The sequence below is a fragment of the Candidatus Krumholzibacteriia bacterium genome (genome assembly GCA_029865265.1).
In the GTDB taxonomy this organism is placed as follows: domain Bacteria; phylum Krumholzibacteriota; class Krumholzibacteriia; order WVZY01; family JAKEHA01; genus JAKEHA01.
Map to the genome: position 1 here is coordinate 45,324 of JAOUHG010000015.1, position 21,227 is coordinate 66,550.

Annotated in this window: 14 protein-coding genes and 1 other RNA gene; 8 read left to right on the top strand and 7 right to left on the bottom strand. The window is 63.9% G+C overall.

The features are described from left to right. Positions 1 to 28: 28 nt before the first annotated feature. On the bottom strand, positions 29 to 580 hold the full coding sequence (gene trmB / locus OEX18_08880; protein MDH4337370.1) for a tRNA (guanosine(46)-N7)-methyltransferase TrmB: 552 nt from the start codon (positions 578 to 580) through the stop codon (positions 29 to 31). Positions 581 to 725: 145 nt separating this feature from the next. Here trmB and OEX18_08885 point away from each other — a divergent pair, with 145 nt between their 5' ends. From OEX18_08885 to OEX18_08910, 6 genes are all read left to right on the top strand, one after another. Then, positions 726 to 2,051 (top strand): aspartate aminotransferase family protein, encoded by a 1,326-nt coding sequence (locus OEX18_08885; protein MDH4337371.1) that lies wholly within the window; start codon positions 726 to 728, stop codon positions 2,049 to 2,051. Then, entirely contained in the window at positions 2,048 to 2,965 is a 918-nt protein-coding gene (locus OEX18_08890; protein MDH4337372.1) for a carbon-nitrogen hydrolase family protein, read from the top strand. Before OEX18_08885 ends, OEX18_08890 begins: the two co-directional genes overlap by 4 nt. 83 nt (positions 2,966 to 3,048) lie before the next feature. Beyond that, positions 3,049 to 3,471 (top strand): VOC family protein, encoded by a 423-nt coding sequence (locus tag OEX18_08895; GenBank protein MDH4337373.1) that lies wholly within the window; start codon positions 3,049 to 3,051, stop codon positions 3,469 to 3,471. A gap of 6 nt (positions 3,472 to 3,477) precedes the next feature. Beyond that, positions 3,478 to 6,234, top strand: coding sequence for an aminotransferase class I/II-fold pyridoxal phosphate-dependent enzyme (locus OEX18_08900; GenBank protein MDH4337374.1), 2,757 nt, complete (start codon positions 3,478 to 3,480; stop codon positions 6,232 to 6,234). 5 nt (positions 6,235 to 6,239) lie between these two features. Then, entirely contained in the window at positions 6,240 to 7,724 is a 1,485-nt protein-coding gene (locus tag OEX18_08905) for a biotin carboxylase (protein MDH4337375.1), read from the top strand. A gap of 15 nt (positions 7,725 to 7,739) precedes the next feature. Then, complete coding sequence (locus OEX18_08910; GenBank protein MDH4337376.1) at positions 7,740 to 9,176, top strand: aldehyde dehydrogenase family protein; 1,437 nt, start codon at positions 7,740 to 7,742, stop codon at positions 9,174 to 9,176. A 13-nt stretch (positions 9,177 to 9,189) separates the two neighbouring features. On the opposite strand, the gene OEX18_08915 is transcribed toward OEX18_08910, so the two are convergent. The 4 genes from OEX18_08915 to OEX18_08930 form a co-directional block, all read right to left on the bottom strand. Further along, the gene (locus OEX18_08915; protein ID MDH4337377.1) at positions 9,190 to 11,256 is read right to left on the bottom strand and encodes a WD40 repeat domain-containing protein; all 2,067 of its coding nucleotides are present in this window, start codon (positions 11,254 to 11,256) and stop codon (positions 9,190 to 9,192) included. A gap of 152 nt (positions 11,257 to 11,408) precedes the next feature. After that, positions 11,409 to 14,138 carry a T9SS type A sorting domain-containing protein gene (locus OEX18_08920; protein MDH4337378.1) on the bottom strand — a complete coding sequence of 910 codons (2,730 nt, stop codon included), beginning with the start codon at positions 14,136 to 14,138 and terminating at the stop codon, positions 11,409 to 11,411. A 70-nt stretch (positions 14,139 to 14,208) separates the two neighbouring features. Next, positions 14,209 to 16,503, bottom strand: coding sequence for a T9SS type A sorting domain-containing protein (locus tag OEX18_08925; GenBank protein MDH4337379.1), 2,295 nt, complete (start codon positions 16,501 to 16,503; stop codon positions 14,209 to 14,211). A gap of 21 nt (positions 16,504 to 16,524) precedes the next feature. Then, positions 16,525 to 18,822, bottom strand: coding sequence for a T9SS type A sorting domain-containing protein (locus OEX18_08930; protein ID MDH4337380.1), 2,298 nt, complete (start codon positions 18,820 to 18,822; stop codon positions 16,525 to 16,527). A gap of 210 nt (positions 18,823 to 19,032) precedes the next feature. On the opposite strand from OEX18_08930, the gene ssrA reads away from it, so the two are divergent. After that, positions 19,033 to 19,404: a transfer-messenger RNA gene (gene ssrA / locus OEX18_08935) on the top strand. A gap of 290 nt (positions 19,405 to 19,694) precedes the next feature. On the opposite strand, the gene OEX18_08940 is transcribed toward ssrA, so the two are convergent. Next, positions 19,695 to 20,225 carry a hypothetical protein gene (locus OEX18_08940; GenBank protein MDH4337381.1) on the bottom strand — a complete coding sequence of 177 codons (531 nt, stop codon included), beginning with the start codon at positions 20,223 to 20,225 and terminating at the stop codon, positions 19,695 to 19,697. Further along, on the bottom strand, positions 20,222 to 20,551 hold the full coding sequence (locus OEX18_08945) for a winged helix-turn-helix domain-containing protein (GenBank protein MDH4337382.1): 330 nt from the start codon (positions 20,549 to 20,551) through the stop codon (positions 20,222 to 20,224). Before OEX18_08945 ends, OEX18_08940 begins: the two co-directional genes overlap by 4 nt. A 192-nt stretch (positions 20,552 to 20,743) precedes the next feature. Between OEX18_08945 and OEX18_08950 the strand changes: the two genes are divergently transcribed. After that, a partial coding sequence (locus OEX18_08950) for a hypothetical protein (protein ID MDH4337383.1) occupies positions 20,744 to 21,227 on the top strand: 484 nt, incomplete at its 3' end.

A 21,227-nucleotide genomic window follows, 5' to 3' on the forward strand; every position in this document is an offset into this window, starting at 1 on the left:
TTTGTGGAGCAGGAACTTGAGCGGGGGGCTACTTCACCAGTTCCAGATAATAAAGATCGCGGCCCCAGCGGGCGTACTTGGCCTCGAAGTGGGTCTGCACACCGGGATCCATGATGCGCTGGTTGCGCTGCTCGGTGGTGTTGCTCCACAGGGTATCTCCCGCCTCGACCAGCGCGCGGCGGAAGGCAATGAAGTAGTCGAAGTTGTCCGTGGCCAGTTCCAGGCGGCCGCCGGTCTTGAGCCGCTCGTGGAGGCGCTTGAAGAAGGCGGGCGTGAGCAGGCGGCGCTTGTGGTGCCTGCGCTTGTGCCACGGGTCGGGAAAGTAGATATGGAAGACCTCGATGCTGTCCAGGGGGACCAGGTGCGAGACCACTTCCTCGGCTTCCGCCTTATAGAAGAGAAGGTTCGTGATCCCGTGGCGTTCGGCGCGCTCCACCCCTTCGCGCAGGAAACGCCAGCGGTAGTCGATGCCGAGGAAGTTCCGGTCCGGGTGACGCGCGGCGCGATGAAGGAGAAACCGCCCGCGGCCTGAGCCGATTTCAATTTCGAGCGGCTGTTGCACGGAAAACAGCTCGAACACGGTCCCTTCGTAGGACCGGTCCAGTAGTCTTTGCGGAGAGCGCGGTCTTGAATCGTCGAGTTTGTGGCTCACGAACCTATTATAGCGCACAAGCGTCATCATGTTGTAGCTGGACGACTTACACATGTTAATGTACTATGGGCATATGAAAGCAATCAAATCTTCCCGGGCGGAGCAACTGCTCGAGCGGCGCAGGAACGTCGTTGCCAGCGGGGTGGGGGTTTTCAATACGGCCACGGCGGCGAGTGCCTCGGGTGCCGTGATTATCGATGTAGACGGAAATGAACTGATCGATTTCGCGGGTGGTATCGGCGTGGTCAACGCCGGCCACTGTCCGCCCCCGGTCGTCGAGGCCATCGTCGATCAGGCCCGGCGGTTCCTGCATACGAGCTTCAACGTCGTCACCTACGAACCATACGTGGCGCTCTGCGAGAAACTGACCGAGATCGTTCCCCACGGCGAAAAGACCAAGGCCATGCTGGTGAGCACGGGCGCGGAGGCGGTTGAAAACGCCATCAAAATTGCGCGCCAGGCCACGCGGCGCAGCGGGATTCTCTGTTTCACCGACGCATTCCACGGCCGCACCATGATGGCGATGTCGCTGACCAGCAAGGTTGGCTACAAGCTCCACTGCGGTCCGTTTGCGCCCGGCGTCTACCGCCTGCCGTTTCCCAATGCCTATCGATACAAGGGTTCGATGGACGAAGACGCGTTCGTAGACGCGGAGATCGCGCGGCTCCACGAGAGTTCGCACAACACCATTGATCCCCGGGATCTCGCAGCGGTCATCATCGAGGTCGTGCAGGGTGAGGGCGGTTTCAACGTGGCCCCCCGGCGCTACATCGAGGCGCTGCGCGCGTACTGCGATGAGCACGACGTCGTTCTCATATTCGACGAAGTTCAGTCCGGGTTCGCCCGCACCGGCCGCTGGTCCGCGTGGGAACACTTCGGCGTTACACCGGACATCTCGACGTACGCGAAGTCGCTGGGCTCGGGCCTTCCCATCGCCGCGGTGGTGGGCAAGGCACATATCATGGACGCGGCTGCCTCGGGAACCATCGGCGGAACCTATATCGGGAGTCCCGTTTGCAGCGCGGCCGCCCTGGCGACGATCGAGTACATGCAGAAGATCGATCTCAACCGGCGTGGAACAGAGGTCGGCAAGGTGATCGCAGTCCGGTTTGGCAAGATGAAGGCCCGCCACCCGGAAATTGGAGACGTCCGCGGCCTCGGGGCCATGATGGCAATGGAATTCGTCAAGAACGGCGACCCCCGGCAGCCGGACGGGGAACTGTGCGATCGCGTAGTCAGTGAGTGTGCGCGGCGCGGGCTGGTGCTGGTGAGCGCCGGCACCCACAAGAACATCATCCGGGTTCTGGGCCCGCTGGTGATTACCGACGAGAATCTCGCGAAGGGGCTCGATATCCTGGAAGCCGTGGTGGATGAAGTAACCAGAGGAAAGACCGCATGAAGCCGTTCTCCATTGCCGGCATCCAGATGCCGGTATCAGCGAGCCACAGCAACGTGGCCGACATGACTTCGCAGCTCGACGTGCTCATGGCGGTGTATCCCTGGGTTCAGATGGTGGTGTTCAGCGAGTTGTGTCCTTTCGGCCCGCTGATCCACAATGCGCTGGCATTTCCCAACGAAGTGGAGGCGCATTTCCAGTCCGTAGCGCGCAAACACGGAATCTGGCTGATTCCAGGTTCGATGTTTCGCACCGAGGGCGGCAGAGTGTTCAATACCGCGACGGTCATCGATCCGCATGGTGAGGTGGTCGGGCGCTACGACAAGCAGTTTCCGTTCTACCCTTACGAGGTGGGTGTGACGGGGGGGACCGAGTTTCTCATCTGGGATGTGCCCGAAGTGGGCCGTTTTGGAATCTCCATCTGCTACGACATGTGGTTCCCGGAGACGTCGCGAACCCTGTCGGTACAGGGGGTCGAGGTGCTGCTCCATCCCACGTTGACCGCCACCATGGACCGGGATGTGGAACTCGCGATAGCGCAGGCGACGGCGGCGTGCAACCAGTGCTTCATCTTCGACATCAATGGGCTCGGCGACGGCGGGACCGGACGCTCCATCGTGTGCGGGCCGGATGGCCGGGTGCTCTACCTGGCCAGCACCGGGCCCGAAATGATACCGGTCGAGATCGACATGGAACGCGTGCAGCGCAGCCGGGAGCACGGTCTGCTGCGTCTGGGGCAGCCGCTCAAGAGTTTTCGTGAACGGCGCGTCCACTTTGATATCTACGATGCCGGCCGCGAACTCCCCTATCTCAAGACGCTCGGGCCGTTGATCAAGCCGATGCGTCTGGAGAAGCTGCAGCAGGCCCACGGCGCCGCATCCGATGAGCCGCCGCCGGGTGGGAAGCCCGGCGCATGATGCCGGTGAGCGTCTGGTCGCCCGGGAGCTCGATGATCTCAGCATCTCAATTGTAGGGAGAACCATATCGAAGGAGGATTACCATGGGAGCAACAGGCCGCAAAGGCAAGACGACGAAGGCCAGAAGCATGCAGCCGCGCCTCAAGGACTACGTGAGCTGGTTTGAGATTCCCGCCCACAATTTTCAACGCGCCGTGACGTTCTACAGTCACATTTACGACATCAAGATGGAAACCGCAGAGATGAGTGGTTACGCCATGGCTTTCTTCCCGGCGGTAAACGGGGTCGGCGGGGCGGTGGTGGTGGGAGACGGCTGCATCCCGTCGGACACCGGCACACTGGTATACCTGAACGCCGGCACCAGGCTCGATGAGATTCTGGCCCGCATAGAGCCCGCCGGGGGCAGGGTTGTGATGGGCAGGACCCTGATAAGCGACGACGCCGGCTACTTTGCGCTGTTCATCGACACCGAGGGCAACAAGCTTGCCCTCCATTCCAAGAAGTAGATCCATATGAAGCCAGACCGAGTGCGGGGCATTCCCCATTACAACATCGCGCAGATGCGCGTGGACCTCTGGAACGAGCTGCGGAGCGGATCCGCCGGTTTGTCCGTTGCCCGCCCCGGGGGCGCCGGAAAGCGCCGGCGCGAGAAGGTGGCCGAGACGCTGGCCAGCCTGGCTGGAATCGAGCAGTACTTCGCCTTTCCGGGCCTGTCGCGCGTGCGCGCCTTCGAGAAGGTGCTCGCGCGCGGCGAGTACCCCGCGCTTGCGCGCCAGGTGGCGGAGACGGCGCAGTTGCTGGTGAGCGATGCCTACCGCGGTGAGCTGGACGTGTACGCCGAGGACGATGACGATGAGGAGGGCCGCGCCTCGCGTTTTCTGCCGACCGACGCACCCAGACGCAAGCACTTCGAGGTGCTCTTCGTTGAGGATCTGGCGGAGGCGGAGGAGCAGGCCTTCCTGGACAGGCTGCGTGATCTGCGCCGTATCGACGACGAATTCGTGTTCGATGTGGTCCTGCAACATTCCTTTCAGGATGCGCTGGTGGCCCTGTTGGCCAACATGAATATCCAGGCGGTTGTCATTCGCTACGCACCGTCGTTTCCGACGCGCGGGATTTCGCCGCTGGTGAAGCCCTTTGTGGGGCCCGCGCTCGGGCATGACTACGCGGCCAAGCCCCGGCCGGAACTGGGTCCCATCCTGGGGGCGCTGATCAGGAAGTTCCGCCCCGAGCTGGACGTGTACTACATCACCGACACGGCGCTGACCAACCTGAGGACCAGCACGCTGCAGATCTTTCGCCGGATCTTCTACGGACGCGAGGACCTGCAGGAGCTGTGCCTGACCATCCTGCGCGGCATCCGCGAACGCTACGAGACACCGTTCTTCTCCGCGCTCAAGGAGTACAGCCGCAAGCCCACCGGCGTGTTTCACGCCATGCCGATTTCGCGCGGCAACTCCGTGTTCCGGTCGCACTGGATGCGGGACTTCGGAGAGTTCTACGGACGGAACATGTTTCTCGCGGAAACGTCGGCCACCACCGGCGGCCTGGATTCGCTCCTGCAGCCCACCGGGACGCTCAAGCGGGCCCAGGAGAAGGCCGCGGTGGCGTACGGTGCCAAGCGAACTTATTTCGTGACCAACGGAACGTCCACTGCGAACAAGATCGTGGTGCAGGCACTGGTGGAGCCCGGGGACCTCGTCCTGGTCGATCGAGACTGTCACAAGTCGCACCACTACGGCCTGGTATTGTCCGGCGCCTATCCCGTGTACCTGGATTCCTATCCCATCGAGGAGTACTCCATGTACGGCGCGGTGCCGTTGGAGAGCATTCGCGAGAAACTGCTCCTGCTCAAGAGCGCGGGCCGGCTGGACAAGGTCAGGATGCTGCTCCTAACCAACTGCACGTTCGACGGCCTGGTCTACAACGTGCGTCGTGTGATGGAGCAGGTGCTGGCGATAAAGCCCGACATGATCTTTCTGTGGGATGAGGCCTGGTTCGCCTTCGCCGGGTTTACCAGCACATACCGGCAACGAACCGCCATGTATACGGCCAATGAACTGGCGCAACGCTACCGCAGCGACGAGTACCGCGTCGAGTACGAGAACCACCTGCGCTCGCTGGCGCCAGGCGAGGCGCCGCGTCTCCCCGACCCGGACAAGGTGATGCTGCGCGTGTACTCCACCCAGAGCACCCACAAGACCCTGAGCAGTTTCCGCCAGGGATCCATGGTGCACATCTGGGACGAGGATTTTCGCCGCCGCGCGGAGGCGACGTTCCACGAGGCATACATGACGCACACGTCCACCTCCCCCAACTACCAAATACTGGCCTCGCTCGACGTGGGCCGGCGCCAGGTGCAGTTTGAGGGATACGAGCTGGTTGAGAAGAGCATCGAAATGGCGATGCTGCTGCGGGCGCGCATCCAGGACCATAAGCAGCTGCGGAAGTATTTCGATGTGCTCACCGTGAAGGACTTCATTCCCGACCAGCACCGGACGAGCGGGCTCGGCGAGTATTACGACCGGGAGCGGGGGTGGAATCGCATGGAGTCGGCGTGGGAGCAGGACGAGTTTGTTCTCGATCCCACCAAGATCACGCTGTTCATCGGCCGCACCGGTGTCGACGGGGACACATTCAAGAATCGTTTCCTGATGGACCGGTTCAACATTCAAATCAACAAGACCTCGCGTAACACGGTCTTATTCATGACCAACATCGGCACCACTCGGGGCAGCGTGGCCTATCTGGTGAATGCGCTGCTGCGGATTGCCGACGAGTTGGATGAGCACTTCCGGTCTCTGAACCGCAGGGAGAAGGAAATGGCGCGCAAGCGAATCAAGTCCCTCACCCAGGAGGTGCCGCCGCTTCCGGACTTCAGCCGCTTTCACCATTCGTTCCAGGCCGTGCCCAGCGTTCCCGGCGGGGATTTGCGCGAGGCATATTTTCTGGCCTGCGACGAGAACAAGATCGAGTACGCCATGCTCGACGAGTGCGGGCACATGCTCCGGGAGGGGCTCGAGCCGGTGTCGGCTTCGTTTGTCATTCCCTACCCGCCGGGGTTTCCAGTTCTGGTTCCCGGGCAGGTGGTGAGTCCGGCCATCGTGGAGTTCCTGCAGGCTCTGGACGTGAAGGAGATCCATGGCTACCGCGCAGACCTGGGACTGAAAATATTCACCCGCGGTGCGTTGGATCGGGAGAAAACCGCGACCGCAATGGGCATGTCCCGGCCCGCTAGCATTCCGTCGTTAACCAAGTTGAAGAAGTGAGGATTATGCCCAAGCAACTGCCAGTCAAACCACTACGAAGCGTCTCGGACATCCGCCGGTTCTTTCATCGTAATGAGGTGCCGATCTATTTCATCAGCGCCACCAATTTCAACCTTCTGGGCGCGGACGAATGGATCAAGGGATTCCGGTTCATCGCCTACATCGAGTGCTTCGACGGATTGCATCCCAACGTGTTCTCACCCGGCGAGGAACTCCCCCATGAGGAGTTTCAGAGCATAGAGGACATCAACAACTATCTCCTGTCGCACCCGGAGGTGGTCGCATTTGTGGAGGCGCGAAAACACGATGGCAAGGCGGGCAAGGCCCTGTTTCTGATGTTCGACGAGAAGACGGAGGCGCTGGCAAAGAAGCTCGGGCTCGAGATCTGTTTTCCGTCGGCGGAAATGCGGACCTTCCTGGACAACAAGGTGAATACCAATCGCATCGCGGAGAAGGCCGGGGTGCCGTGCGTGCCCTATGTGCTGTCGCCTGTGCGCGACTATGACCACCTGCGCTCGCTTACCAAACGTCTGGGAGAACACCTTGTCATCCAGACCCCGTTTGGAGATTCCGGGCACACGACATTCTTCATCTCCACGCGCGAGGACTTTGCGCGGCACCGCGATGAGATCATCGGCGAGAAGGAAGTCAAGATCATGAAGCGCATCCGCTGCCGGGGTGCGGCCATCGAGGCGTGCGTGACGCGGCATGGCACCATCGTGGCGCCGCTCATGACCGAGCTGGTGGGATTTTCGGAACTGACGCCGTACCGCGGCGGCTGGTGCGGCAACGAGATCTACCCGGAGGCGTTCACCGCCACCATCCGGCGCAACGCGCGCAAGTACACGCAGATGTTCGGCGACCAGCTGCGGCAGGAGGGATACAAGGGCTACTTCGAGCTGGATTTCCTGGTGGACCAGGACTCACGGGAGCTCTATCTGGGGGAGCTGAATCCGCGTGTCACCGGGGCAAGTTCCATCACCAACCACGCGGTGTTCGCGCTGGCGGATGCGCCGTTGTTTATCTTCCACATTCTGGAGTGGATGGATCAACCCTACCAGTTGAACGTCCGTTCCCTCAACGCGCGCTGGGCGCGACCCGAGAACATCGACCGCTGGAGCCAGCTGGTGATCAAGCACACCCGCAACACCATCGAGCAGGTGACGTCGGCGCCCCGCTCCGGCATCTGGCGCATGCAGCCGGATGGGCGGATCAAGTTCAACCGAATGGATACGCACCGCCGCGCGGTGGAGTCCGCGGACGAGGCGTTCTTTCTGCGCATCACCGGTGAGGGGGATTATCTGTACGAGGGCGCGGACATGGGCATTCTGGTCATGCGCGATCGCCTCATGACCAACGACTTCAAACTGACCGACCGCGCGCGCCGCTGGATCGACGCCATTCGCGCCAGTTACCGGGCCGAGGCACCTTCCAACCACCAGGCCATCGCCAACCAGATCCGCGACGCCGCCGAATTCAAGATGATGTAGGAAATGGAGAGCACCGTGAGCTACCGCGATATCCTGAAGACGCAGAACTACATTGCCGGACGCTGGAGCGCGGAGGGCGCCGGGAAGACCGCAGTTGCGGACAAGTACTCCGGCGCGGAACTGGCCACCCTCCCGCTGGCGACGCCGGCGCAGATGGACGCCGCCATCGTGGCGGCGCTGGGAGCTGCGCGCGAGTTCGGCGCGTGGTCGGCGGGCAAGCGCGCGGCGGCGTTGGAGCGCGTGCGCACGCACTTGCAGGCGCATAAGGAGGCGTTCGCCGATCTCATCGTGAAGGAGGCCGGCAAGCCGCTCGGCTACGCGCGCAACGAGATCGACCGCTGCCTGACCACGCTGGGGACCGCGGCCGCCGAGGCACTGCGTTTTTCCGGCGAGGCGGTTCCGCTGGACTTCGACGCGGGGGAGGGCAAGACCGCCTTCACCAAGCGCTTTCCCATCGGGGTGGTGGCGTGCATCACGCCATTCAACTTTCCGCTCAACCTGGTGCTGCACAAGGTGGCGCCGGCGCTGGCGGTGGGCTGCACGGTGATCGTGAAGCCGGCGCCGCAGGCGCCGCTCTCCACGCTGGCGCTGGCCGGCCTGATCGACACGGCGGATTATCCGGCGGGTGTGTTCAACGCCCTGGCGTGCGACATCCCGGTGGCGGAGCAGTTGGTGACGGACGAGCGCATCGCGATGCTGTCGTTCACCGGCAGCGAGAAGGTGGGCTGGCACCTCAAGAGCATCTGCGGGCGCAAGCGCGTGGTGCTGGAGCTGGGCGGCAACGCGGCGGTGCTGGTGGACGAGAGCGCTGACGTTGACGCGGCAGCGCGACTGGTCGCGAAGGGTGCGTACCTCTACGCGGGACAGGTGTGCATTTCCACACAGCGCATCTTCGTGGTGGACACGGTGTACGACGCCTTCACCAATAGGCTTTTGAAGGAGATCGAGGCGGTGCGCGTGGGCGACCCCGGTGACCCGGAGGTAATCGTTGGGCCGATGATCGACAAAGGACACCTGCGTCGCGTGGAAAGCTGGGTGGCGGAAGCGGTTTCCGGCGGTGCGAAGGTCCTCGCGGGTGGTGGCGTGCGGGACGAGAAGCACAACGTCTACGAACCCACGCTGCTCACGCAAACCAGGCCGGACATGAAGGTCAACCGCGAGGAAGTGTTCGGTCCGGTCGCGGTGCTGGAGAAGGTGGCGAGCTTCGAAGAGGCCGTCGCGCGCACCAACGACAGCCAGTTCGGGCTCCAGGCGGGGGTCTTCACCAACGACTTCCGCCACGTGAAGATGGCGCACGAGAAGCTCGAGGTGGGCGGCATCATGATCAACAATGTGCCCGGGTTCCGCGTGGACAGCATGCCCTACGGTGGTGTCAAGAACTCCGGCGTCGGGCGCGAGGGCATCCGCTACGCCATGGAGGAGATGACCGAGCCGCGCCTGCTGGTGTACTGAGCGCGGCGCACCGCTACTTTGCGTCCCACAGGCGCGCGCTGCCGTCGGCGGAGGCGGAAACGACGCCCCCGTACGCAGCGGACGCCTCCAGGGAGAGAATTCGCGCGCCGTGACCGTGCAGGCGGGCGACTTCGCGCCCATCCCCGAGGTCGATGACGCGAACGACAGCATCAGCGCCGGCCACAACGAGGCGCGTCTGGTCGGGAACGAAACAGGCCGATGCCACCCCATTGAGCTGCCGTGCGTCGAGTACCGCCCCCGTGGCCGCGTTCCATATCCGCACCTCACCTTCCTTCGCAACCGAAACGATGCGCGTTCCATCCGCGTCGTAGGCGAGGCTGGTCACCGCGCCCGTGTGTCCGCGCAACACGCGCAGCGTGTCGCCGGTGGCCACGTTCCACAGGCGAACGACGCCGTCCGTGCACGCGCCGGCCAGCGTGCCGTCGGGTGCGAACGCCACCTTGCTCACCGCGCCCGGGAGTTTGCGAAACTCGCCGCGCGGCGCGAGGTTCTTCGCGTCCCAGAACTTGAGCGTTGAATCCGCCCCCGCGGTCACCAGCACGCTCCCGTCCGGGGAGACGGCGAGGCCCAGCACCGCCGCTGAATGCGCCGCGAAGGCCAGCAAGCGGCGCCGCGCCACCGGGTCGAACACCAGCACGTTGCCGCCGCGGTCGGCGGCGAACAGGTGCGAACCGCCGGGGCTGAATGCAACGCGCGTGGGGAGGTCGGCGCGACCGGTCTCCATGCGCGCGATCTGGGCGCCGGTCGCGACGTTCCACAGGCCGATTTCACGCCGGTCCGCAGCGCATGCCAGCAGAGATCCGTCGGGGCTCACGCAGGCGTCGTTGGCCGCGGGCGGTGGTTGTGTGTCGTCGGCAACGCGAAACACCGGGACGTCGTCGGCGTCGCGCGGCCACACGCGCACGCCCCCGTCGGCGCTCCCCACCGCGAGCAGGCCGCGCACCGGATCGACCGCACTGGCGGTGGCGGGGGCGTCGCCCGCGGTTCGGGTGAGCGGGTTGTCGGTGGCCAACGTCCATTCCCGGAGGATCGCGGAAACGCTGCTTTCGTGGGACGACACATTGGTGACGCGCCGGTTGGTGCGCGTGTCCCACAACCGCAGGCGCCCGGCGTCGTCGCGGGTCACCATCAGCCGGTCGTTCTCCGCGTAGGCAACGCGCTCCAGTTTGCCGCCCGCGTCGATGGTGCCGGTGGGCCGGCGCGTGTCCGTTCGCCACTCGAGGACCTTGCCATCGGCAAACCCCGCCGCCAGTCTCGCGCCACTGCTGTTGAACGCCACCACCGCCCGCCCCCTGCCGGTGAAGCGCGCCTGCTCCGTCCCGCTGGCGATGCCCAGCACGAGCACGGTGCCGTTGGCCAGGCCGGCGGCAATGGTCGCGTTGCCGGGGTGGATGGCGACGCCGTTGATGGCCGCGTCCAACGGACCGATGCGGCTTCGCAGGATGCCGGTGGCGGCGTCCCAAATGCCGATGGTGCTGTCGGTGGATGTGGTCAGGAAGAATGACCCGTCGTGCGCGAAGGCAATTCTCTGGATGGCGCCCGGGTGTGCCTCGATGCGGTACAGGCTGCGGTCGAGGCGCTGCCACAGATGACGCCACTCCCAGCCGCGCAACTCCGGCGGGGTCGCTTCGAGGCGCACGCGCGCGTCGGCGTTCTCGTGGACCAGGAGGAACGCCTCCGCGGCCGCGATGGCGTTGACGTAGGCGTCGGCGCGGGCTTCCGCGGCGGTTTCGTTCGCGGCGAGGCTGTGCTGGATGGCCGCGTTCTTGCGGGCGATCTCGGAGCGCAGCGCGAACGCCAGGGCGGCGATCACCAGCACCAGCGCCACAAGGACAATCTTCCCGCGCCAGCGGATGAGGGCCGCGGACAGGGGTGGCTTCCGCGCCACGGCGACGGCCTCCGGTGCCACCACGTGCGAGGCCAGCAGGGAGGCCACTTCCGCGCGCAGCGTGGGGTCGTCGCGACAGTGGTCGTCGAGAAACGTGTCCCACCGCGACGGGTCCTGGTCGAGGGCGGCGTCGAACAGGGTCTCGATTCGTTGCCAGCGTTCGGAGTCCATGGGTATTCGCGCCGGTTTGCCCGGCGGCGTCCCGGCAGTCTACCACCGCCCGGGCGGCGGGGTGAACGAGTGATCGCGCCCCGGGCGCAGGTTGCCCGGGGGTTCTTGCCAGGCAGGAGGGTATGGGGGCGAACTGGTCTCCAGCGGCCGTTCTATTTGAGCAGCACGAGCTTCCTCGATCGCGTGCCCGCGCTGTGCGTGATGCGGGCAAAGTAGACGCCCGACGACACGGTTGAGCCGGCGTCGTTACGACCGTTCCACTCCGCGCTGTACGCGCCCGCGGCGTGTGCGGGATTGTCGACGAGCGTGGCGATGCGGCTCCCGCGCGCGTCGTAGATGGAGACGTTCACCGCGCCGGTGGTGGGGACCGTGTACTTCACCGCCGTGCTCGGGTTGAATGGATTCGGATGATTTGTCACCGACAGCACATACCCGTTCGGTGTCCCGGCGATGCCAGTCGCCGTCGCAATTGACGCGTGCGGACCTTCGTTGCCGGAGAAGTCTGTCGCCGTCACGTAGTACCAGGCGTAGGGGGACAGGCTGACGTCCATCGTGGCCGCGGTTGTATAGTCGACGACAACGGCGGTGGTGAAGTCAGCGATCGCGTTGCCGTAGACGGTGAAGTAGCCAAAGTCGCCCGCCGTCGACGGATCCCACGAGAGTGTCCCGGCATTGTACGCGAAGCTCGTCGGCATGGGCGGAGCCAGGTTGTCGAGTGAATACCCCGCATACCATGGCGAGTCGAAGAAGACCGTTGGCGCTGCCGTCATCGCGCGCACGAAGAACGTCGAGCTATAGTCGCCACTGCTGATCGTCGAGTCACCCACCGTCGGCGCTTCTACGGCATAGACCGGGTCGCCGTGGGCCGGAGCGGAGGCCACGTACGTCCAGCCCTCGATTCTGTGCACGGGATCGGGCTCTTTGGCTGCGATCGTAGAGGGGCTCGATATCGACGGCGGCGGGTCGTCGCGACGATAAATGCCGTACGACAGCACCGGTGTTGCCGCGCCGCCGGCATCCTCGCTGTCGCGCGCAAATGTGATCGAAACGAGGCGCCCGTTGTCGTTGGGCACGTCCTCGATTGCGAGAATCGCGGACCCGAGATCGTTCGTCGTGGAGATGCTCTCGGGTGGTGACGTGTGCCACCCACCCTGGTCATCCTCGGCCAGGACCACAAAGTAGTGGATGGCCGGATCACCCGGTGTGGCGTCGCGCGTCGTTGGCACCGGCACCATGTAGGGCGCCTCGGGCGCGGTTGCGGGGATGTCGGCCACCTTCTCCCATCCGTCGCATGGAACGGATGCGGCGTTGCGCGTGCCCGCGAGTGAGGCGCTTGCCGGACCCGGGCAACTGTGGATGGGATCGGGCGGATACATCGGCAGTGTTCCCACCGCGCGCCAGATCGAGTAGCGGGTCACCGGGGGTCCCGGCGGATTGAAGGGAATCGGCGGGCCGTCGAGGAAGTGTTTGACGAAGACCATCAGTGCGCACTTGCCGCGGTCGTTCGCGCAATCGTCCAGCGCACCGATTTCGATCTCGCCAAAGAACTTGGCGACGAACACGTCGTAGCCCCCGGCGCCACCCAGACTGCCGCCCCCGAAGTCGACCGAACCGTTTGTCTCCCCGGTTATGGTGGGGTGGCCGTTGAGATCCACCGCGATGCCAAAGCCGGCATTGTTGCCGGAGTCGCCGTAACGGTTGCTCCATTTGTGATTGCCATCCATGTCATACCAGGCGATGAAGACATCGGTATCGGCCACGGCGGTCAGCTCGCCGCCACCGAAATCGGCCGTTCCCAGCAGATGGCCGGCCACGAACACGTCGTCCGTATTGCTCGTTGCGACGTCCCATCCGCTGCTCTGGCCAACCATGCGACTCCAACGATGGTTGCCACCAGATGTGTAGCTGGCGACGAATCCGGTGGTGGCCCCGCCGGCCATGAAGTTGCCGCCGCCGAAATTCACGGTACCCATGAAGGAACCCGTCACGGTGACGTTGCCGGCGGCATCGACGGCAAGCCCGATCCCGTAGTCGAAGGCCGAGTCGCCGAACCGCTTGCTCCACTGATGGCCGCCGCCGGGGCTGTACCGGGCCAGGAAGATGTCCTCGCTGCCGGCGCTCACCAGGGCGCCCCCTCCGAGATCAATCGAATTCGGAAAGTGGCCGGTCAGGTAGATGTCGTTGTTCGAGGCCGCCGCCGCTACCTCTTCCATGCTATCCCACCCGAGGCCGCCGAACGACTGCGCCCAGTCGAGGGTGCCGAAGGTGTCGTACTTCGCCAGGAAGATGTCCGAATCGCCGTTGCTCGTGAGGTGGAAGCCGCCGTAGTTCACCGTGTTACCGAACTCGCCGCCGACGATCACGTTGCCAGCGCCATCGACTGCGATGCCGTGGCCCTCGTCGTTGCCAAACGACGAGCCGTAGCTCCGGCTCCACATGTGCGTGCCGTCAAAGGAGAACTTGACCACGAAGATGTCACGCCCGCCGTTGCTGACCAGCGCGCCGCCACCGAACTCCACGATGTCCTCGAAATAGCCGGTGACAAAGATGCTCCCCGCGTTGTCCACCGCCACGTCGACGCCCTGGTCGCCGCCCGTGCTCCCGAAGCTCATGCTCCACAGGTGTGCGCCATACGGGTTGAACTTGACGAGGAAGATGTCTTCGTCGCCCGCGCTCACCAGGCCGCCGCCGAAATCGATGGTGCCCTCGAATGAGCCGGTCACGATGACATTGCCAGCGCCGTCAACGGCAACCGATCTCCCGACGTCGGCGCCAAGTTCCCCCCAGGCGTTGCTCCAGTAGGCGGCCATGGTGCCCGCGTGAACGGCCGGCACCGATAGAGCAAACGATGCAACGATGATTGCAAAAAGTACCAATCTCATAGTGCGGTCCCGTACTCCAAGTCGTGTTGATGTCACACTCCGCGTCGTCATTGTAATCGTGGTCCTTTCGCTACTTGATCAGAAGCATCTTGCGCGATTGTGTGGTACCGCCGTGGTTGATGCGCGCGAAGTAGACTCCCGAGGCGACGGCCGCGCCCTCCGCGTTGCGCCCGTGCCATTCGCTGGTGTAAGCGCCGGGCGTGCGGGCTTCGTGGTCGACGAGCGTTGTGACGTACGCGCCCAGCGCGTCGTACACGGCGACGGTCACGATGCCGGCAGACGGAATCGTGTAGCGAATCGTCGTCTGTGGATTGAACGGGTTGGGGTAGTTGCCGACGGAGAGTATGTATCGCTCCGGCGTGCCACCAACCCCGGTGGGCGAGGCCACCTTGGCCGGCGCGCCCTCGTTGCCGGCCTGGTCGGTCGCCGTAATGAAGTAATACGCGTACGGCGCGCCGCTGACGTCCAGAAATTCCGCGGGGGTGTTGTCGACTACGACCGCCGAACCGAAATTGTCGATATTGGCGCCATACACCGTGAAGTGCGCCAGATCGGGGTCTGAAGGCGCCGACCAGGACACGACGCCGGCGTTGATTGCCGCCGAAGCGGGAACGCCCGGCTCGAGGTTGTCGAGCGAATAGCCGCTGTCGGGTGCGGAGTCCCAGAACGTCGTCGGGGCTGCCGTCGACGCGCGCACGAAGAGGACGGACCAGAACTGGCCATCGGTCGTGGTGGAATCGGCCAGCGTACCGACGTCGATCCCGTATCCCGACTCGCCGTGTGCCGGGGCGGTGGCCAGATAGGTCCAGCCCGGGGGTGCGTTGTGTTGCCGGGCGACATCGATATCCAGTGCCGCCGATGATGACGGCGGGGTGTCGGCTCGACGATAGACATCGTAGCCGAGCACCGGTGTCGACGACGACGCGTCGTCGTGTCCGGAGCGATCGAAGCGGATCTTGATCTTCCGGCCCTGGTCGTTGCCGATGTCCGTGATCGACGTGATCAGCGGCTCGGCCGGCGGACCGAATTTGGCGATGAAGGCGTCGTTGGTGGTGGATGTTATCAGCCCGCCCCCGAAAGAGACCGACCCGAAGAAGTACCCGATTACAATCGGGTTTGCCGATGCGTCGATGGCCAGGCCGAGTGGATATATGTGAGCCGTCGCGTCGTAGGCGCCGCTCCACTGATGCTGACCGGTGGCGCTGTACTTGCCCAGCATGAGATCCGCGGCGCTGTCTTCGCCGATGGGGCCGCCGCCAAAGTCGACGGTGCCGTTGAACCAGGCGGCGAGGTACACATTGCCACGCGCGTCCACCGCCAGACCGCCGCTGTCTTCGCCATCAGCGCTGCCGAAGTCGCGGCTCCACTGGTGTGCGCCGCTTTCGTCATAGCTCGCCAGGTAGATATCGTTTACTCCGTCGGCGGTGAGAGTTGCGCCACCGAAGCTGGCGGTATCGCGAAACGTCCCCGTGGTCGCAATCGTGCCGTCGGCGCCGATGGCCACCGCTTCGGGCGAATCGTTGGACGCGCCGCCGAAGCGCTGACTCCACATGTGCGTGCCGGTTATCCCGTACCTGGCCAGGAATACGTCGAAGCTCCCCGCGCTCACCAGCCCACCACCACCAAAGTCAACGGTGCCGGCAAACTGACCGGTCACGACGATTCTTGACAACGCGTCGACGGCAAGGCCGTAGCCGATATCGTTGCCGGTCGATCCGAAGCGCTGGCTCCAACTGTGATTGCCCGCCGCGGTGTACTTCGCCACAAAGACATCTCCCGATCCCGCGCTCACCAGATTGCCGCCGCCAAAGTCAGCGGTGTTGCTGAACAGCCCGGTCATGACGACGTTCGCACCCGAATCGGTGGCGAGGTCGTTGGGCTGGTCGCCGCCCGTTCCGCCGAAGCGATAACTCCAGAGATGGACACCATTGGCGTCGTACTTCGCCAGAAAGATATCGCTGCCGCCGTTGCTGACCAGATTGCCACCGCCGAATGTCACCGTCAGGTTAAAGAAACCCGCGACGATCACGTTGCCGAGATAGTCGACGGTCACAGCGCGCCCCTGATCGTTGGACGTGCTTCCAAAGCGCATGCTCCACACATGCGCGCCCGTCGCGTTGTACTTGGCGACAAAGACGTCCTCGCTGCCGGCACTCACCAGATTGCCACCGCCGAAGTTGGCGGTTCCCTGAAAGCGGCCGGTCACGTACACGTTGCCGGACGCGTCCACAAAGACGTCCTCGGCGATGTCACTGGAAGTACCCCCGTGGCCGTAGCTCCAGAAGTGCGAAGGCGTACCCGCGCCCGACGAAGCTGCTGAGAGCAGCAGGACCGCCAGAATAAGTGTTCCCTGCAAGCGTTTCATGGTTGCCATCCCTTTCTTTAGCTACTTGACCAGCACGAGCTTGTGTACGCGTGCGGCTGTCCCGTGTTCGATGCGAGCGAAGTAAACGCCCGAGCCAATACTGTTGCCGGCACTGTTTCGTCCATCCCACGACACGCTGTACTCGCCAGCGGCGTGGGTGGCGCGATCGACTAGTGTGGCTATGCGCGCGCCGCGGGCGTCATAGATGGAAATGCGAAGCCGCCCGCTGACCGGCACGGTGAATGTGATGTTGGTGCGTGGATTGAATGGATTGGGATGTGCCGCGATGGACAATTCGTGTTTACCCGGCGTGTCCCCGACCCCCGTGGCCGTCGCGGTCGCACCGGGGACGCTCTCGTTGCCGGCGAAATCGGTGGCGGTCACGAAGTAGTAGGAATACGACGATCCCGACACGTTCAGTACGGTCGCAATCGATTGCCCCAGGGGTGTGGCACTCGAGGGGTCACCGGCATTGCTGCCGTAGATGGAGAAGTAGTCGAAGTCCGGTGCCGTGGATTCGTCCCAGGACAGGGTGCCCCCATTGTAGGTCACCGCGCCCGGCGCGGGTGGCGCCAGGTTGTCGAGCGAGTAGCCGCTGTCGGGGGCGGAGTCGAAGAAGATCGTGGGCGTATTGGTGGCAGCGCGGATGAGGAATACCGACTGGTACAAGCCGCCGGTGATCGTCGAGTCGCCGATCGTCGGCGCGAGGACGCTGTAGCTCGATTCGCCGTGCGCGGGAGCCGATGCGAGGAACGTCCATCCCTCCATGGCGAACGGGCCGGGACCGGCGGAAGCGACGAGCGCCGGAGCCGGGTCATCGCGGCGATAGACCTCGTAGGTTGTAACCTGCGCGGGTGATCCGGCATCGTCGTGCACCGAGCGATCGAAGCTGATTTGGACTTCGCGTCCCTCGTCATTGCCCACATCGGTAATGGCGGTAATGGACGGGTTCGCCAGGCCGTCGGCAAGACGGGCGACGAAGATGTCGTCGCCGCCAAACGGCGATACCGGCCCGCTGCCGAAGTCGATGGTGCTGTCGTAGTACCCCATGATGACGGCGCCACCACGGGCATCGGCTGCGATCTGCCAGCCGTGTTCATCGCCGGCGGTGCCGAATTGAGTGTCGGCCTGGTAGGTGCCGGCCGGGTCTAACTCAGCGACGAAGATGTCGGCGTTGCCAGGCGAGGTTCGAAGGCCGCCGCCGAAGTCCACGGAGACGTAGAACCGCCCGATCACGACGATGTTGCCCGAAGGGAGGCGATCCAGGGCGAAGCCGCGATCGTCACTTGTATTGCCGAAATGCCGGCTCCAGAGGTGCGCGCCGGCGGACGTGTAGCCCGCCACAATGATGTCGAGAGATCCGGCGCTGACGAGAGCCCCGCCACCGAAATCGACGGTGTTCGAGAACGCGCCGGTGATGCAGATGTCACCGGACGGACCGACCGATACGCCTTCCATCGATTCGGTTCCGGTGCCGCCCCACGCGTTGCTCCACAGGTGACCCCCGCTTGCGTCGTACCTGGCGAGCACGATATCCAACTGGCCGGCGCTGGTGAGATTGCCGCCGCCGAAATTGACCGTGTTTGAGAATATGCCGCCAAGAACGATATCGCCGTTGGTGTCGGTTGCCAGTTCGATGCCCACGTCGGACCCGGTGCCACCGAAACGCTGGCTCCACTGGTGCGTGCCGTTGTTGTCGTAGCGGACAAGGAACATGTCGACCTGGCCGGCGCTCGCAAGCCCTCCGCCGCCGAAGTCGACGGTATTCTGGAAGCCGCCGGTCACGATGACATTGCCGTCGGAATCGATCGTCACCGCTCTGGCGTAGTCCTGCACGGTGCTCCCGGCGAACCGATTCCAGCGGAAGGTGCCACTCGCGTTGAACGCCGCCACGAACATGTCCGAGAGGCCGGCGCTGACCGCGCTGCCGCCGCCGAAGTTGATGGCTCCGCGGAATTCGCCCGCGATGACCACGTTGCCCGACCCGTCAACGGCGATTGCATCGACGATATCGACGTCGGCGTCACCGAAGCGCTTGCTCCAGATGTGGGTGCCGTCGGGCGCGTACTTGACGAGGAAGACGTCCCGTTCTCCCGCGCTGACGAGATTGCCGCCGCCAAAGTTGACGGTGCCCTGGAAGGAGCCAGTTGCGTACACGTTGCCGAACCCGTCGAGGGCCACACCGCCGACCTGGTCGAAGGCGGTGTCGCCCAGGCCCTTGCTCCAGAAATTGAAGGTCTGGGCGGCGGAGGGTTCCGGTACCACCGCGGCGCATGCCGCCAGCAGCCATATAACGGCTTGAGTTACATAGTGTTTCATGGTCACACCGTTCGTTCCTGTGCAGAAGGACTGTGGTCTCACGAAGCCGCCGGCGGCCGGAGGCCCCATCGATACTTGTCAGCGTTTTTGAACCGCAAAAGCGGCCAACAAAAATGCGAATGTGCGGTGACCGGCGTGGCGCCGCCCGGGCGCATTGCCGCCCGGCCGGGTTCTTGCTATATTCTGCGGGTAACGGCGCCTGAAGGGTATGGGGGCGAACTGGTCTCGACGGGGGAGATGGGCGTACCGGTTGCGTGTCGAGCAATGTCACCAGAGCTCGTTAATCTTCGTGACAAACCTGTAAGTGTCGACAATAACGTCGCACTGGCTGCCTAACTAGCTAAGCTAGGGTAGGCTCCCGTCCCCACCGGCTGGGTCTCCAGGGCCGGTGAGTGGGCGTCATATCCTGGGGGCTGGCGTGGCGGCACCGCTCGGGGCCAAAGCGCGAGAACCTACCGGGCTGGTCTCCGATGCATTGTGTTCGCGGTGGGCACGGAGATGAGATTACATCGCGGACTACACACGTAGTAACCGTTGCGGCTGCTTCTTCGGACGCGGGTTCGATTCCCGCCGCCTCCACCAACCCATGCACACTAACAGTGTGCCATGGGTCGGCTCTGAGCTTCGCTTCGCTCGCCGCCGCCTCCACCAACCCATGCACACTAACAGTGTGCCATGGGTCGGCTCTGAGCTTCGCTTCGCTCGCCGCCGCCTCCACCAACCCATGCACACTAACAGTGTGCCATGGGTCGGCTCTGAGCTTCGCTTCGCTCGCCGCCGCCTCCACCAACCCATGCTCGTGTAAGACACGAGCCACTAGTCGGCTCTGAGCAGCGCGCTTCGCGCGCTAGCCACCGCCTCCACTACCACGTCTAACCCAGGCGCTTCTTGATTCTGGCATATTCAGCGCTCATGCCCTCGGCGCGTGACCAGCGTGCGATCTCGCGGAGATCGACCTTCCGGGCCTGGGCGACAAGCACGGCCTGCTCGAGGCTCTGCAGGTCGTTCCAGTGGTAGTAGGCGGCGAGGCGATCTTTGACGCAGTCGGTTGGTGACAGGATTCGCAGCAGGCCAGTCGAAAACGCCATCTCATCGATATGTCCCACGGGTTCCTTGCCCACCGCGGGAGGTCCGGTCGGAAACTCAACGAGATAATCTGTTTCCGCGTGTTGGTAATATCGGTTCTCCGGAACGAACCCGATTTCGCGCATCGCTGCACGAATCTCGCTGATGGTGGCGAAACGGGTGTCGATGAAGTCGAGATCCTGCGAGACGTACTTGCCCTCGCTGTAAATGGTCACACACGATCCGCCCGATAGCACCACGTCGATGCCGCGGGCACGCAGGTGGCTGGCAATGTACGCGGCCAGCTCACCGACGGACATTCTCGCAATCGACTTCAAAGGGGCTTCCCACGCCGCCTCGGTCTACGGCGGACCATCGTGAGCTTCTCTCGTACGTCGTCCGGATAGAACTGCAGCGTTTTCTCCAGCAGGGAGCGAAGTTCGTCGATCATCGGGTAGCGAGGATTGAATGAAAACAGGCGAGTTCGTCCTGCGAGCCGGCTCACCAAGACGCCGCCGCGCTCCAGCTTCTCGAGCTGCCTTTGTATCGGGGCGACGTCGGTGTCAAAGAACCGCGCGATTTCCCGCGCGTATCCCTGATCGCGTGAGATCAGAAACATCAGGACCTTTTCGCTGCTGGCGGAACCCAGGATCGCTTCGAGCATTGTGACCTCAATTGTGGGCTATATGACCTACTATAAAGGTCATTATAGGTCGAGTTCGGCATTCGTGCAAGGCCAGGATTCTCCGTTCTCCCGGGCCGACCGTTCGGGCTTCCCGATGCACGCGGAAAGCACTATCCTGTAGACCCCGGAACGTCGGAGCAACAGGGCCGCGGCAGCACCAAGGGAGCACTCATGGACTTCATGTTTCCGAGAGCCAGGATTCCGTATGGCACGTGGGGGAGCAGCTACTTTCCCGCCTGGCAGACCTCGCCCCTGGCCGAGGTCAACATCGGCCAGTTCGCCGGCGAAGCGGCCAACCGCATCCTCGGCAAGCGCAAGGTGGCCACGGACCAGCTGGACTTTCTCGTCATCGGCTCGACCATCCCCTGGCACTGGAAATTCTGGACCGCACCGCTCGTGTCCAGTTGCATGGGCCGGCGCCTGCCCGGCTATCACGTCGAGCAGGCCTGCGCGACCGGTTTGCAGGCCACGCTCCTCGGCGCCGGGGAAGTCCAGAACGGCGCCCACGATGTGGTGGGGGTTCTCACCTTCGACCGCACCAGCGATTCGCCGGTCGGCGTGTTTCCGGAACGCCGCTCCTATGAGCGGACGCAGGCGATCAGCGACGTGTGGGACAACTTCGGTTTCGATCCCGCCACCGGCAACGCCATGATCA